The sequence below is a fragment of the Microcoleus sp. T2B6 genome (genome assembly GCF_036700475.1).
Classification (GTDB): domain Bacteria; phylum Cyanobacteriota; class Cyanobacteriia; order Cyanobacteriales; family Microcoleaceae; genus Microcoleus.
The window spans coordinates 18,101-33,045 of record NZ_JAUBOZ010000008.1 but is presented as its reverse complement, the minus strand read 5'-3'; the positions used below and the strand labels follow the sequence as shown (position 1 = coordinate 33,045).

The 14,945-nt window shown below is 46.0% G+C and carries 9 protein-coding genes; 1 reads left to right on the top strand and 8 read right to left on the bottom strand.

Features of this window, described 5'->3' with window-relative positions; translation table 11 throughout:
• Positions 1 to 61: 61 nt before the first annotated feature.
• The 5 genes from QUA00_RS05505 to QUA00_RS05485 all read right to left on the bottom strand — a co-directional run bounded on the left by QUA00_RS05505 (position 62) and on the right by QUA00_RS05485 (position 7,917).
• Positions 62 to 2,404, bottom strand: a complete 2,343-nt coding sequence (locus QUA00_RS05505) for an ATP-binding protein (RefSeq protein WP_333408959.1) — start codon at positions 2,402 to 2,404, stop codon at positions 62 to 64.
• A gap of 565 nt (positions 2,405 to 2,969) precedes the next feature.
• Entirely contained in the window at positions 2,970 to 3,719 is a 750-nt protein-coding gene (locus QUA00_RS05500) for a hypothetical protein (protein ID WP_333408958.1), read from the bottom strand.
• A 106-nt stretch (positions 3,720 to 3,825) separates the two neighbouring features.
• Positions 3,826 to 5,865, bottom strand: a complete 2,040-nt coding sequence (locus QUA00_RS05495) for a hypothetical protein (RefSeq protein WP_333408957.1) — start codon at positions 5,863 to 5,865, stop codon at positions 3,826 to 3,828.
• Positions 5,866 to 6,060: 195 nt separating this feature from the next.
• Positions 6,061 to 6,774, bottom strand: a complete 714-nt coding sequence (locus QUA00_RS05490) for a hypothetical protein (protein ID WP_333408955.1) — start codon at positions 6,772 to 6,774, stop codon at positions 6,061 to 6,063.
• 57 nt (positions 6,775 to 6,831) lie between these two features.
• A complete protein-coding gene (locus QUA00_RS05485; protein WP_333408954.1) occupies positions 6,832 to 7,917 on the bottom strand; it encodes a hypothetical protein in 1,086 nt (361 codons plus the stop codon).
• Between the two features lie 299 nt (positions 7,918 to 8,216).
• Here QUA00_RS05485 and QUA00_RS05480 point away from each other — a divergent pair, with 299 nt between their 5' ends.
• Positions 8,217 to 9,407, top strand: a complete 1,191-nt coding sequence (locus QUA00_RS05480) for an endonuclease (RefSeq protein ID WP_333408952.1) — start codon at positions 8,217 to 8,219, stop codon at positions 9,405 to 9,407.
• A 182-nt stretch (positions 9,408 to 9,589) separates the two neighbouring features.
• Here the strand turns inward: QUA00_RS05480 and QUA00_RS05475 are convergent, their stop codons facing one another.
• From QUA00_RS05475 to QUA00_RS05465, 3 genes are all read right to left on the bottom strand, one after another.
• Entirely contained in the window at positions 9,590 to 10,576 is a 987-nt protein-coding gene (locus QUA00_RS05475; RefSeq protein WP_333408951.1) for a hypothetical protein, read from the bottom strand.
• 14 nt (positions 10,577 to 10,590) lie between these two features.
• Positions 10,591 to 13,794 (bottom strand): hypothetical protein, encoded by a 3,204-nt coding sequence (locus QUA00_RS05470; protein WP_333408949.1) that lies wholly within the window; start codon positions 13,792 to 13,794, stop codon positions 10,591 to 10,593.
• A gap of 308 nt (positions 13,795 to 14,102) precedes the next feature.
• Positions 14,103 to 14,726: a hypothetical protein gene (locus tag QUA00_RS05465; RefSeq protein WP_333408948.1), complete on the bottom strand. Its 624-nt coding sequence runs from the start codon at positions 14,724 to 14,726 to the stop codon at positions 14,103 to 14,105.
• Between the last annotated feature and the right edge of the window lie 219 nt (positions 14,727 to 14,945).

The window sequence follows — 14,945 nt, the reverse complement described above, 5'->3', positions numbered from 1 at the left end:
ATTGAACTAGAGATGTTGAGCGCAGTCCATACTCATAATCTTGGATTTGGGTGGGGTTCGTTCAAAGGTAGTGTTGAGTTAAATCGCTGATAATATCTAAGCTCATATTATCAACTAATTTAGTCAGAGCCACAGCAAGAGGCTTCTGCGACAGGGGAATTCGCTCAATCAACAGCCTTACCGCTTGCTCGTCTCCACAAGCGGCTGCTTTATAAAGCTTCTCAATCGACTCCCTCGGCAACACAGATAGCGACTCAGGAGTCAGTTGCATAACAGGCTCATCCTGTTCGGACTTCCTAGACGCCTCCTCTTCATAGATATAGCGAACACCCAAATGAAGCGCCATCTTCTCAAAAATTACTGCCTCTCGGAACGGTTTGGCAACAAAGTCATCGAAGCCGTTCGACATGGCGAGTTCCTGGGTTTTAACAAAAGCATTAGCGCTCAAAGCAATAATTTTAGTGTTAGAACCGTCAGGCAGAGCTCTAATTTTTTGAGCAGCTTGAAAACCGTCTAGAACAGGCATCCTCAAATCCATCCAAATTAAATGCGGCTTATACTTTCGCCATAATTTAACAGCCTCAGTTCCGTTATCCGCGAACCACACAAGAAAGCCAGCCGACTTCAATATCTGAGTTAGCAGTAACCGATTTGCCGACTCATCGTCCGCTACCAGAATGCGATATATTTGTTGGTTGGATGCCAACCCCTTTACTCGTTTTTGTGGCAGTCTGTCATAAATTTCGCTCTCAGTTGCATGACTGACTTTAATGTAAAAACTAAAAACCGTTCCTTTCCCCACAGAACTTTTGACCTTAATCTCGCCACCCATCAGCTTCACGAAAGAGCTACTGATTGGCAATCCCAAGCCCGTTCCCGTTTGCGATTTCCTACCAGTTTCAGTTTGCACAAACGGCTTGAACAAACGGCTAATCTCTTCAGGGGCAATACCAGGGCCTGTATCCTTCACTGAGAACTGGAGAAAGAATTTGGATAGCGGTTTTTTGGTCATAGACTGAAGGCATTTTACAGTCAGCTTCACCCTACCCGTCTCAGTAAATTTAACAGCATTGCCCAACAGATTAATCAAAACTTGGCGCAGCTTGCTTTCATCAGTTCGGACGTATTGCGGTACATCTTTCCGGAGTTCAAAAACAAGCTGCACTCCTTTAGACTGAGTTTTGAGTTGGAACATCCGTTCTATGTCCGAGAGCAAACTGTAAAGGTCAAAAGCATTTGATTCGAGGGTAATTTGACCAGCTTCAATCTTAGACAGCGACAAAATATCGTTGATTAGTTTCAACAAATGCTCGCCACTGCGATTGATAATATCTAAACTCGACTGCTGTTCCGGTGCAGTTTTTTTAGAGTGCACAAGGAGGTGAGCAAAGCCGATAATCGCATTCAGAGGCGTTCTCAGTTCGTGGCTCATATTAGCCAGAAAGGTACTTTTAGCGCGATTGGCACTTTCGGCGGCAATTTTAGCTTGTTTTAGTTCCTTTGTTTTCTGTGCAACTTGCCGCTTTAAATCGCCAGAATATTCTTCTAGCCGCTGGCGAGATGCTTTTAACTGGGAATTCATGCGCTTGAAAGCACAGGCTAGGGCTTCGAGTTCGGCAACGCCGCTACCTGAAACTGTTGAGTCGAAGTCGCCACCAGCTATCGCCTCTGTTGCCGAAATTAATCGCAGCAGCCGCTGTTCTATTCTTAGGGAAATGGACAGCAAAAGGCAGATAGAAAGAACCAAAGCCAGCAGCACGAGCAAAATAGTGTTGCGAGTATTGGCCTGAACTTTGTCCGTAAAATCGGTTTCGGGGACAACTGCTACAATCAGCCAGTTTAAGCTTGAAGAGTTTTCAAAAGGTCTGACTTGCAGTAAGTATCTAGAGTTGCTGGCGGTAAAGTTAAGATTTTGGCTGCTGTTAATAGCAGCGAGGCTGCCATAATGTTTAAGCAAATACTCTGTGGAAAGCTGGATTACTTGTTGTTGCAGAGCTCGGGCGCTTCTTCGCTGCAGTCCGTCAGCAGAAATAGACGGTTTTGGTTCAGTTACCTCGTTCCAAGCAACAGAGCGTCCCTCTCGGTCTAAGATAAAGACTTGACAGTTAGGGCTGATGTGGAAATCGCGCAAGTTGAATGTTGAGGTTGGGGTGGGAAAAGCAGAATTTGTTTTTTGTTGACGGAATATTGTTTTTGGAGAGTCTGACCCATTTCTTTCCCCATTTGATTTGATTGTGACTCCGGCTGTTTGACTTGGGGGAAGTTGGTTTACCGAACCAGTTTGCATTTTTTTATAAGTCCCTTCTCCTTTCCCAACCCCAACCCCTTCTTTTAAGTAGTTGTCAAGGCGGTCCCAGATGCGGCTCGTTGCTTCGGACAATAGCTGTGCAACTAAGTCATTCATTGTCTGCCGCCCTGTTTGAAAAGAAAGCCATCCCGTTAGAGCTAGTAAGGTTGAAATTAGGAGAGCGTTGGGGACTGTAAGCACAACGCGCAGCGGGAGGGCAGACTTTTTTTGAATTGAGCTTTTTGGGCGGAACATTGGTTGAAAAAAGGGAGTGGGAATGAGGAAAAAAACGTTCTTCTTCAGAGGGGAGTAACACCAGAAGTAGAAGAGTTCTCCTCTCCTCATTCACCATCCCCGCTCGGTCTCGTTATGCTGTTTGACTAATTCCTATTAATAGCGCAGCCTCAAACGAATCTGAATCAGTCAAAAGCCATAAGTTCTCAGAGCGAGCGGTTAGCGACACTGGCTCCCGCTTGGCAGTATTGAGGAGAGGATTTGCATCTCAACTAACCCAAGTTGCGTACTTAAAGCCGCTCTAGACTGGTAATGGGTAATGGGTAATGGGTAATTGGAACAATTTAAGATTTGAGATTTGAGATTTTAAATTGATGGGATTGCCGTTGCTCCCGCTTTGTGCTTGACCCCGGAACGAATGCACTTACCTAACTCTGTCTAACATTGGTTAGATATGAGTAGGTTTGTGTGAGCGGTAGTTTGATTCAAAAGCTATTTTGGCTAGCTCGACAATCACAGACAAGTCTACTCCGGCTCGTGCAGCAGCATCGGCCGCCGATAGATTTTGATTTCTTACCAGAGCTAAAAATTGTCGCACGCTGTAGACTACTGGGTCGTTGGCTGCTGTGTAGCCTTTTTGAATGGCAATCAGCAATCCTTTTTCGACATCTGATGCTGCGGGGGCGCGACCTCTATCAACGTTCACAGTCGGCTCCATTCTCGGAGTTAGGGGAACGATGCGAATTCCTAAGTGTTCGGGTTCTTTGTTGGTAGGAACGATGTTGAAGTTGTAAAGTCGCTGTTTCCCTTTTGAATCTACAGTTTTGATTGAGATATTGGTGATGGTAGCTGTGGTAGCTCCCGGAAAATTGAGCGCTTGAATGGGACGCAAGAAAACAGTTTTGGCTTTGCCACTTGCCAACTGTGCGTCGGTGCTGAAAACTATTTTTGAGGGGTCGGCAATTAAAACGTAGGCGACAGCTTCGTCGGTTGAGCTGAAGTCGATCGCACTTGCGCGGCCGGAATAGACTAAAATATCGATCGCACTATTGACGGCAATATCTCGACCCACAGTTTGATAGCCTGTTACTGGGGATTGAGCAAAAGCACAGTCGGGGTAGCTTGCAGCAGCGAACACTGCTGTGAACAAAAGCCCTCCGAGGGAAAGCATTCTTGGAGATTGGATGCGAGTAGTCATGGCAGTTATCGGTTGATGTTGAGAAAATTGTTGACAGTAAAAACGGGGATTTCCTTTACTAATCGCAGTCGCGTTGGGGCGACTTAACCGTTTACCAACGCCTCGGTCAACGGTAAATGTTGAGAAAGCTGTTAACAGTAATAGAAACCGGGGTTCCTTTATTAACCACAGCTACATTGGGGCGTTTTAAAAGTTCTTCAGTTGCTCTATCTGAGCGGCTTTCCATCCGTTTTGCCAAGGGACTGAAAAAGCCATCGAGGACGGCTGACCAAATTTGGGGGTCTCGACTTTCAACGGTGGTTGTACTGCCCCCAAACCTACCGCTAATACTGCTAGAGCTCCTGACTTTAGGCTCTGCGAATACTTGACCGACTCGTCCAACTCCCGACAGCACTGCGGTGAGGATATCCTGTCCGGCAATATCGGAACCAGGGTCGAAGTAGCCTGAAGCAATCAGCGGCCGCCCGCCCTCTCCTGCAATCAAAATTGCGCCTTCTGGAATGGGCTGCTGTTTAATCTGACCGTTTCTATCAGAGTAGACGAGCGCCACAGCACTAGCTTGTACCATGCGATTGGTTTTGCTGACGGTGTTGGCTTTGGCAATGACAACTGTGCCGGCAGGAAAAGCAATAGAGCCGTCAGTTGCCGTGAAGTCGGCTGTGAGAGTGACGGCAAATTTGTCGTAAAGCTGTTTGCCTGAGCCTTCATCCCACAGCAGGGGAACCGAAACTATGCCGTTGGCTGTGGTTCCAAGGGGAACCTGAGCTGTTTGGGAGGTTGAGGAACTTTGGGGCGTGCGGTTGAGAATGCCTTTTGCCCCTGGGGAGTTTACTTGTTCTAGGGTTGGGGAGTTTGTTAAGGCAGAAGCCTCTGGAGCAGCTTCTGGGGAAAGGGTTTGAAATTCTGTATCGGCGGGCAAGGACGTTCGGCTCGCGCTCAGTCGAGCCTCCGTCTCGATTGAGTTATCAGTAGAATCGGAACTTGTTTGGGGGGAAAAGGGAGCCGGAGTTAATTGGTTAGTGGGGTTTTGGGAGTTGTCGGTGGTTTCGAGGCTGTCCCCTCCATAAGGAAACTCCGGGTGTAGCCTTTCCCCGCTGGCGTTATTTGGGTGGCTATATAGTTTTTCTGGGATTTGCTCGAAAGAAACGTATGAGGGTTGCGACTTTTGGTTGCCGATATTGACTGTTAGGAATTCAGTTGTTGGAGCTGGCTTTGTCAGAGCGGCGGCGGTAGCGCTTGTTGCCGCTGGAGTGCTTGGTGTTGCACTCACGGCATTCGCTATTCGGTTAGGGTCAAAATTTCCCCTAATTTGTCCGAGTTGGGCGAGTTGGTTCCACCGCTCAAACGGGTCGATTTTTTCTTCGGTTGGAGTTGGAATTAAAGGTGGTGGTACTAACGGTTTGGGTATAGGGGCCGGGGCTGGTGGGGGCGCGGGTGTTCTTTGCGGTATGGGTGCGGGTAGTGTTACCGTCCGCACTACTGTTCGGGGTGCGGGTAGGGGTTCGCGTAGAGGAGTAGGTGGCGGTGCAGCGCTCCGGGTAGCGACTAGACGCGGAGTTCGCGGATTTCGCGGGGCTCTTGACGGTTTGGGCGACGGTTCTGTTTTGGGTTTTGCGGTTTTTTGCGGTTTTTCGGCTAACAGTTTTTGTTGGTCTTGGTAAGCTAATTTAGCCAGCAACTCCGGTTTTTCATCTTTAATGGTGCCAGAAGAGCTTTCTTTTGGTGTTGATTGTGCGATAGGTTCGCGAGGTGATTTAGGCTTGATAAATTGCCAAATCAGCAGTCCTAGCAATAGTATTCCACCAGTCAACAGCAGCATTGTCACTGCTCTAGGAACGCCTCTTTCGGAAACAGGCGGAGGCAGTGGTCTTTCCTCATCTTGAGCGAGTTGATATTGAGTTTCAAGTGTTAGGGGTGCATTGGGGTCGAAATTAGCAATGAAGTTCTCGTCAATGTCATCGTCAGAAGGGGAAGGATTGGGAGAAGGGGAAATAGGGGAAAGGGAAAAGTTGTCTTCTGACATCTTGTTACTATCGTTATTAAGGATACTTTCGCTATCAAGAGGGAGTGAATTATTTGGCTCAATTTCTGCGGTTGTCAACTTTGTTTGATGAGAATTGTTTGAAGAGTCTTGTCTATTACTCATGGCTACCTCTGTTGTTGCTTATTACGATGGTTAATTAACAAATGATTGGCTTTTCTGTGAGTGGGAAAGAGCAGAAAATCACGACTTCTTTGTTGTTAAATACAACCGCTTGAAGTTCATATACAGCACTTGTCAGGTAAGTGAAATACAAACAAATCGGTTTCTGTAGGGGCGGTACTCCTTCCCCTTCCCCCTCTAAGGTTTAAATTCAACAATTCGGGAAATTTCTAATCCGGCTGCTCTCAAAGAGTGAATAGTCTTCTCTAATTCATTAGCGTTTTCTTTGAGAGGGGATTTGGGAATTTCTACGGCTTTGATGGTGAAGGTTCGATTAAACTGTTCTCGGCTTTCTCCAATGCCTTGCTCTAGCACTACGCGAGTAGCAATTACATCTATTTCCCAAACTCCTCTTTTTATTTCTCTGGGTTCTCCTATGTGAGAGATATAGACTCCAGAGCGGGTTTTTCCTGAATAGATGGTGTTAGGAACGAGTTGGGCAAGTTCGACAAGGGAAGCTTTTCCAAACTCTGACTCCATCATCAATGAACCCATCCAAGCAGTTGTAGGAACTTTGGTACTGCCTTTAACTTTAATGCCGGGGTCGGGGTCATTTGTGCCGGGTATTTTGCCTGACCAAGCCCAGGTTAAATTCACCCAACTTGACACGAAAGTTTGGATAGTTTTAGGCTCTCTGTAAAATTCATCTTGTTCTGCAATTCGGGCTGCGGTTCCGTCTTTGAGCTGAACAAATGTAACTTTTTTTTGAGATAAAGCTCTCAAACTAACTGTGTTAACTAAAACAGCAATTGTTAGTAAAAAAACAAAGCTGGTTAGCAGGATAAAACACAAGGCTAAGGTGTTTTTAGATTCGGGAAGTAAGGGTTGAGATTGCTTAAGTTTGACATTCATAAATTCTAATGTTGAGTAGTGGTGAATTTGAACAAATTTGGGTGGACGAATTCAGTCCTAAAGGAGTTTTCCGGCAACAAGACCAATCGCGTTACTGGCAATGTCTGTAAGCTGTTTAGTGCTATTAGTGATCGCACTATACAAAGCAGTTCCTCCACCCTTGGCTATTAACACGGCTAGAACGGGAGAAAACACAGCTAAAAAGAATAAAAAGGCGATATCTGTAACTAGCTCTGCATCAGATTTGACAATCACTACGGCGACTAAGCCAACGACGATGTTGTAGCCCAATTGCACTCCAAATAACGACATAAACCCTATTAACCAAGCCCAGATGGGTTTTCCTTGCAGCGGTAGCAGCGACAAGCCCATTGCCAGAGGCCCGAATAAAGCTGTTAGCAACAAGGCGGCTTCTAAAATATTGACAAATGCCCACTGTACCGATCTAAGAATTAAGCGAATGATGGGCAAGACAGTAGACCTAAAAACTTGCCCTGCAAAATCGCCATTTCCTATATCCTGAAGATTGGCAACATTGCCTAAGTTTTCAACAAACCGCTGCAAGCTTTTGAGGGGGCCTCCATTTTGCTGTTCCGCTGCCTGGAGAATTTGTTGAGCAGGCTCTTTTTTGCTGTTCCAGCATTCCACTAAACCCGATCCAACTTTGCCCTGGCATTCGCTGTAGAGTTTCTCAATCTCTTCTTTGCCAGCACTGGTGAGGTTAACGTCGCTCAGGGCAGTTCTGAAGGTCATTTCTCCGACTTGAATTTTCATAATTTCTTGAACTTGAGTGCTGCCTACAGCTTTGATGAATTTGACGCTTTCAGCTAAGACTTTACCGTTGTTGCTGAGAAATACTACAATCACAAGCGGCCAGATAAACATGGCTACTAGCTCTGACCAAGACTGTTTTTCGATGATTTCTTTGCCACTGGTGACAGCGAGGTAAGTAACAGATATTCCCGCCAGAATTAGTCCTAGTTTGACTAAGGCAATCCAGAGAGAGGATTCTTGAGTGTTGAAGGTGTTAAACCAAACTAAATTCCACGATTCGACGGTTTTTTGAGAGACTTCTATGGCGTCAGATAGAGTGTCCAGGGCTTGTCCTGCTGTGCTAGTTTGGGCAATTAGTTGTGTCAGCATTTTTGGAAGGGGAGGGGGAAGGGGAAGGGGAAGGTTAAGAGAAGGGGAGGGGAAAGGGGAAGGGGAAGGAGAGGGAGAGAGGGGGAGGGGGAAGGGGAAGGGGAAGGAAAAACCAGGTTATTATTAGCTTTGCTCGCTACTAATTAGTGGTAGTTTCGGAGTTGAGGAAGGGGGAAGAGAGGGGGAGGGGGAAGGGGCTGACAGGTGTAGGTTTTTTACGACTGGGTAGTATAAAGTCAATTAAACCAGGCGAAAATAAGGGTGATTCAACGAAACACGTGGCTGGGGAAAAACCCAAAATGCTGAAAAATAAGCATCTCAAGGATTGGTCATGTATTGTCTCCAAACAAATGCCTCACCTCTCCATACCTCAATCGATTGGCTTAGCGACTTGGAGCTTTGGTGTAGTCATGACCAAATCTAGCAGCTTAACCCAAGTTTCGCATTTTATCGCTCAGCTCAACGGAGAAAAGCCGAACACAGTCCGTCAGCGATTAAAAGAATGGTATCAAGAAGCCCCAGCTAAAAAAGGACTTTATCGTCGTGAGCTGGATGTTAGTGGTTGTTTTGCTCCATTACTGTTGTGGGTGCTAAGTTTACTGCCGAAAAATGTTGAGGACATTGCCTTGGCACTGGATGCCACTAGCATCGGAGATAAATTTACAGTTCTGTCGATGAACATCTTATTGGGTGGGTCGGGAATTCCTGTAGCTTGGTGCATTGTCGGAGCCGAGGAGCCCGGAAGTTGGAAACCTCATTGGCAAAAACTGATTTGTGTTGTTCAAGGTGTGATTCCGGCAAACTTTAGGGTGATCGTTGCCGCTGACCGAGGATTGTATGCTGATTGGCTATATCAATTGATTGAAAGTGTGGGCTGGCATCCATTTCTACGTATCAACCATCAAGGAACTTATCGTCTGCCCTCTCAACAGACATGGCAGCCACTGGCACATTTGGTTCGTCAAGGTGGACAATCATGGTCTGCCGAAGTCGTGTGTTTTAAAACTAATCCTCTGTCTTGTACACTCTTAGCTCGTTGGGATCTAGACTACAAAGACCCCTGGTTGATTCTGACAGACTTCAAACCGGAAGAAGCAAACGTTCTCTGGTATGGACTACGTTCTTGTACCGAATGTGTTTACCGCGATTTCAAATCCGATGGCTGGCAATGGCATAATACACGTTTACTCTCACCACAACGAGCCGAACGAATGTGGTTAGTGCTGGCTGTTGCCACTTTATGGATGGTGATCCTGGGTGGCACTCATGAAAATCAATCACTTGCCTCAAATTTTCCACAACTTCCCCTTGGACATACTGCTTTAAATCAGCCTCAAGGCCTCAAAAAAGGGCGTCATTTGTCTTGTTTTCTTAAAGGATTTGTGACTTTGATGGCTAATTTACTCAACAATATTCCCATTCATCTGGAGCGTTGGAGTTCCTTCCCTCACACTCCTGTGGATGCCTTTTATGCTTGTAACTCCTCCTAGTTGTAAAAAACCTACACCTGTCAGGGGGGAAGGGGAAGGGGAAGGGTAGAAAAATTTGGGGAAAATCGCGTCATTTTCTACATTGGGGAGCTGATTATTTACAATTTGATAAGTGACAGAAGAAGGTGCAACTCAAAAAAGCGAAAGTTTATCCTTCCTCCCCCTTCCCCTTCCCCCTCCCCTTATTCACCCAAGGTGATGCCTCCCGGCATTTGAAACAGTCCGGCTTGAGTAGAAGAAGCGGTAGCAGCCGCAGCATCCTGCCGTCTCTGGGCTGTGTTAATTTCGTTGAGTTCTTCAGCTTGTTGAGCGTTGAGAATGTTGGCAAAACTGCGATCGATTTGAGCTTGCTGGCCCTGCATGACTAAGGCACTTTGATTTTCTGCTGATAAGGCTGCTTGCTTAGCTGCGATCGCACTTTGTTGAGAGATGTTTCTCATAATGTTCTGTGTGACATCTTGACCTTCTGAATCAGCACCCAATTCCATTGAATTTTGGCTCTCGCGATTAGTTTGCTCTACGTTCTGCTGGACAATTTCTTTCATCTGAGCTTGCTTTTGTTGAGCTTCTTTACTGAGAGTGGCTTTATTGGCAACACTTACAGCACTTTCTCTTTCTGCGAGTTCTGCGGTATTCTCTTTGAGGCTGTAAGAATCTTGCGGTCTCTTCTCTAAAGCAGCGGATAGTTTTGTCCCTTCGCTTTCGGAGGTGTTGCCGTCCATTATGCTTTTAACTGCTTCTTTTAGGTCTGGAACTTTCAGTTCTCCCAGGAATGAAGAGAGGGTTGACTCTATTTCACTGCTGAATTTTTCTACTTTGTTTAACAAATTGTCCCAGATGCCTGAGATGCTGTCGGAGATGGTGGAGATGGTATCTGAAATTTCGCCTGTTATGCCGCTAATTGTGTTTTCTATACCTCCTATTTCTTTCGGGTTGCTCAAGAAGTTATTAGCTGATTGTTGGATTTGGCTTTCTATTTGTTGATTGGGAACTGTGAAGCTGGAGGGGTTGAAAGTGCTGCTGTTAGGATTGTTTAAACTGGGAAGCTGTGTTGCAGTCGGATTGCTGTCAGAGGTTTGAGCTTTTGCTTCAACAGAATTTAGTATTAAGCTCAGCCAAATTGCAGGAATGCCGAGGGCAAGTTTAACAAGCAATTTCGGTGATTTCATCGGTTTTTCTCCGTCTAGCTAGCAATAAGGTCTTGAGGGGATTTGTGGCCATTGATATCAGTGACTGCATTCTTGCCAATATTGGTTAATGAACGTCCTTCTTTAACAGCTTGTACGTATTCAGAGGCAAATTGTTTGAGTGCTAGCAATTGCCCTTTTAACGTATTGGGATATTGAGCCATCACTCGCGCGCGAGCCATCAATTCAGCTTGATTGTTAGCCACACTTGCTAATATCATTTCGCCTGGATAGTATCGGCTTTGCCAGAAACGACCTCCTTTTTCAATTAGCCAATTGGAATAAAGGTCGGCAGCTCTGGGAAGGAAAGCTTCTGTGGCATTCTGGCTAATAATTTCAGCCGGATATCCCAAATTTTTGATCCAAGAAGTGGCTCCGTTTGATGTCAATCTTCCGGTAATTCGATACACCATGTTTTGCATAATCATAGTGCCCGCACTACAGTCGCAAATACTGTCGATATCTTGGGATAGCAAGAGCACTGAAATGCCATTCTTTCTACCCACTGCACAGAGTTCGCCTACTACTTCAGCAAATCCATCTTTTTTAAACAAAATCGAAAGTTCGTCTCCGATAAATAGGCTTTTAGGGTGAGAAAGTGCGTTGCGGATGCAAGCAGCATGGGCGTTAATTGCCATTAGGTATTGGTCTTGTTCGTTACCCAGGCCACTAAGGGCAAAAAACTTGACAGCGGGTTCGGGTGAAAATGTACTCGGTCTGCCAATTGCTTTCCCTAAAGGTGAGGCTAGTAATGCGTTGCATTGAGTGATAATTTGGTTGATGGCAATGCGGTCGAAGTCGGTAAAGTTTTGCAGGTTTAGTTGCTCTTTTGTGCAGAATTTTAGGAGGTTTGTGAGGGTTGGCATTTCTTGCCAAGCGGTCGATTTCCAGCCTTTTTCAAATGCCGTATTGTAGCGCTCGATAATGTCTGGGTCTTCCAGAAATTTTTTCAGAGTTAGCAGCAAAATGGCATCGACTCGCTGCGCTAATTTTGGGTCGCGGACTTTGCCCATGCTGATAATAGTCAGCGCTTTTCTGATAAACTCTTTCCATTGGTCTAGTCGGCGCGATCGCTCTTCTCTAGCAAAACGCCTCAAATCGGGTATTTCGAGTAGATTCGAGCTACCAGAGGTGATGTCGTAGTAAGCACCTTCGTCTCCTAACAGTTTTACTGCTGTCTCAAAGGTGCTGCCGCTTCCTGCTGAGATGTCCATACCGACTACTGGGATATTAGCGGCTAAAGCATCGACCGCAAATCGCCATCCTACAACGCTTTTACCGCAACCGGATTCACCTGTAATAACGGCGCGGCTAGTTTGGTTGTGCATGAGGTCAACGTACACGGGTTTGCCGCCTTTGGTGATGAATTCAACTCCTTTTGAGTCGATGTCCCTTACAGCAGTTAAGGGCAAAATACCGGGGACAGTTTCGGTGTCTAAGGTGAGGCGGCGTTCGTTAATTAGCGAACTGCTGTGCAGCAGCCAGCTTACAGTAATGGGCAAAGTTTCTAGCCACAGTTGCCAAGCAATGTTGCGCTCTCTTAATACCTTGGCAGAGCCGAAGCTGTGGGAGAGCATTTGGCAAGCGTGTGTTAGTTGCTCCGGGGTTGGTCGGTAGACTAAGAAGGTGACAGCAGCGTGAATTGCTCTTGCACCTTTGTACATTTTTTTCTGGGCTTCAAAGGATTCTTCCTGTTTGACTTCTGCTCCTACATCGCGACCTTGACCTTTTTCTAAAGCGCGTTTTTTGGCAGTTTTAGATTGTTTAGCTTGCCTTGCTAAGTTGTCTTGAATAATAAAGTTGGGAGCGGCGCTAATTTCGACAACGGCTTCAGTATCGCGGACGTAGCTGTTGCTCATAATTTTCCAGAGCCATTGCAGTTGCTCTCTGGTATTGAGCCAGCCGCCGGGGCCCTCTTCCATTGTTAGCACGCCGCATTCTGCGTTTCTGCCGGGAAGCAAAATGCGTGAGCTAGCTTTTCTGTGTTCCGGGCAGCTCGAACGGCCGCTCATACCTTCAATTAAAATCGTGCAGGCGTGTTTGTGACTGTTGAGGGTTTCGGTTAGTTTGTAGTCGGACGCGGTTTCTTTTAAGGTGAGAAGTTGGGGGATAGGGGGTACGGGTGCGCTGTTGAATTTTTGCCACAGCCATCCCCACAATGCTTGGGCATTCATGGGTTGAATTTCCAGTCCAATTTTGGTGTTTAGCAAGAGTTCCCACCGGATATAGCCTTGCTCGAAAGCGTCGAGCAGCAGTTGTTTGTAAAAGCGTTCAGAGTAGATGCGCTGGTTGCCTGTAAATTGTGCAGCAATGCTGTTGGCTGTGTTGATAATTCCATTGATGAATTTACTCAGAGGGTCGTTGGATTTGGAGCCAGATTGAGCGTTGAATGTCCAAGTGCAGAAAATAGTTTGGTTCCACAGTTGTCTGGTGCCTGCTAAGTTGAGTTCTTGAATGCGTTTCTGTTCGTTACGAACGAGTACAGAAATGGGTTTGAGGTGGCAGTTATCAGCCAATTCAGTTAACTGTTGCTGGCGAACGCAATCGCTGCTGTAGCAGCCGGTATGAAAGGTCATTTTTTCGCCTGGGGGAATGTCTTTTAGTCCTTCTTCTAAGGCAGTAGCTGCGTTGTTTACTTCCTGACGGTACAGAATGTTGTGAAAGCCAGCCGTCTCGAATCCGAATACAATTTGGTATTGACTGCCTTCATTCAGTAAGTAACCAGAAACTTCCCGACCATCCTTTTTGATAGTGACTAAACACAGGAGGTTTTGGTAGTTTTGGAAGGGCATAAGTCGGCTGTTACCTCCTTGTTGAGTGGGAGCAACTTTGGGTTTAAGTTTGACTCGGACTTGTGAATCGCTGATTCGGTGGCGAATCGGGTTTGGTCGGTGTTGGGGAACGGGAGAAAGGTATAAAAGATTACCGTTGTACCACTCATTCCCCGGCGGAGGTCTAAACCTGTCTACAAAAAGGTGAGGTTTGTTACCTGTCAGGAGCCACCAGCTTACAATTAGCCAGAAAGTAGTGATGAAAAACCAAGGCATTCCTAAGCTGAATAAGCCGTTGGTGAGGAGGTAGGAAATTACGGTGATTAGCATCCAGGGAATTAGCTGTTCCGCTGGAATAATGCCGATGCTGGCTTGTTTGCCGAGAATTTTGTTGACGGAAATAAAGTCTTTATCTGGGTCTTTAAGCATGGTAATAGGGGGGAGGGGGAAGGGGAAGGTGAAGGGAAGGGAAAGGCAGGTTGTTATTAGTTTCAATCGCTACTAATTTGTGTTGGGAAGGGAGGGGAAGGGAAAAAATAGAGGGGATTGTTAGCTAGTAACATCTAGTATTCAGTGTTCCTAATTAAAAGAATAGGAAGGGTGGAACAAGTTGAGTAAAATCACGTTCTTCTCAAGGCAAGCGAGATGATTTTTGATCAGTAAGAGAAGAAGGTTTAACTCAAAACTAGAAAATTTATTCTTCCCCTTCCCCTTCCCATTCCCCTTCCCATTTTTCCCTAAGCTCCTCCACCTCCGCCATTGCCAACGAACAGAAAAGTTATTACGTCAACGGCAATTACAATGGCAAAGGCTAAGGCAACTTGGGTAACAATTGGTCTCCAGTCATTACCTTGTTGTGCTTGGTTGTAGGCGAAAAGAGAAGCGGCTGCTACTAACAAAAGAAATGCTCCGCGAATTAAGTTGAAAATCAGTTCAATGACTTCGGCATCAATAGCTTCGCCTCCTGCTGAAGAGGCTCCTTCTGCGAGTTCTTGCATAAATTCTTCTAAGCCGGAGAGGAAGAGGGCGTTGGCTGGGGAATCGAGTACGGAGCAAAGCGCAGTAGAGGTGATAATGGCAGTGGCAATGTGCCAAAAGCGGATTTTGCAGCCGATATATCGCTCTACAAGAGGAATAGCTCTAGTGATGTGCCATAAACTTAAAAAGAGTATGCTGGAGCAGCCTAAAGTCGCAATTAAGAGCGGGTCATGGATAGTAAAATAGACAAGTGAGGCTAGGCAAATCCCGATAAATAGGAAGTCGCCTGGGCGGATTTTGTGTTGTTTCAGAAATTGAAAGGCGGGGCTTTGTGAGCCTTTTGCAGTTGGGAATAAATAGCGGGATGAGGAACGAATAGTCATGCAAACCTCTCTATAGTGTAGTTATTTTCCTTATTACTACTCTAAGTTTTGCCACTAAGCTTTGACATCACCAAAGGCGGTGTTTTTGAGTGACCAAAGTGGATCGATCCATTGGGAGGGGGTTGTCGTTGAGGAAGTATAAAGTAGAAGGTAAATAGCATCCAATACGGTTCACTTAAGGCTCAAAAATTCGCATCACCACTCATGCTGTCAGCCTTA

Excerpts from the sequence above, each read along its gene's own strand:
- QUA00_RS05500 (WP_333408958.1), bottom strand. The coding sequence starts at position 3,719 with ATGACTACTCGCATCCAATCTCCAAGAATGCTTTCCCTCGGAGGGCTT.
- QUA00_RS05485 (WP_333408954.1), bottom strand. The coding sequence starts at position 7,917 with ATGCTGACACAACTAATTGCCCAAACTAGCACAGCAGGACAAGCCCTG.
- QUA00_RS05465 (WP_333408948.1), bottom strand. The coding sequence starts at position 14,726 with ATGACTATTCGTTCCTCATCCCGCTATTTATTCCCAACTGCAAAAGGC.
- QUA00_RS05490 (WP_333408955.1), bottom strand. The coding sequence starts at position 6,774 with ATGAATGTCAAACTTAAGCAATCTCAACCCTTACTTCCCGAATCTAAA.
- QUA00_RS05495 (WP_333408957.1), bottom strand. The coding sequence starts at position 5,865 with ATGAGTAATAGACAAGACTCTTCAAACAATTCTCATCAAACAAAGTTG.
- QUA00_RS05505 (WP_333408959.1), bottom strand. The coding sequence starts at position 2,404 with ATGAATGACTTAGTTGCACAGCTATTGTCCGAAGCAACGAGCCGCATC.
- QUA00_RS05470 (WP_333408949.1), bottom strand. The coding sequence starts at position 13,794 with ATGCTTAAAGACCCAGATAAAGACTTTATTTCCGTCAACAAAATTCTC.
- QUA00_RS05475 (WP_333408951.1), bottom strand. The coding sequence starts at position 10,576 with ATGAAATCACCGAAATTGCTTGTTAAACTTGCCCTCGGCATTCCTGCA.
- QUA00_RS05480 (WP_333408952.1), top strand. The coding sequence starts at position 8,217 with ATGCTGAAAAATAAGCATCTCAAGGATTGGTCATGTATTGTCTCCAAA.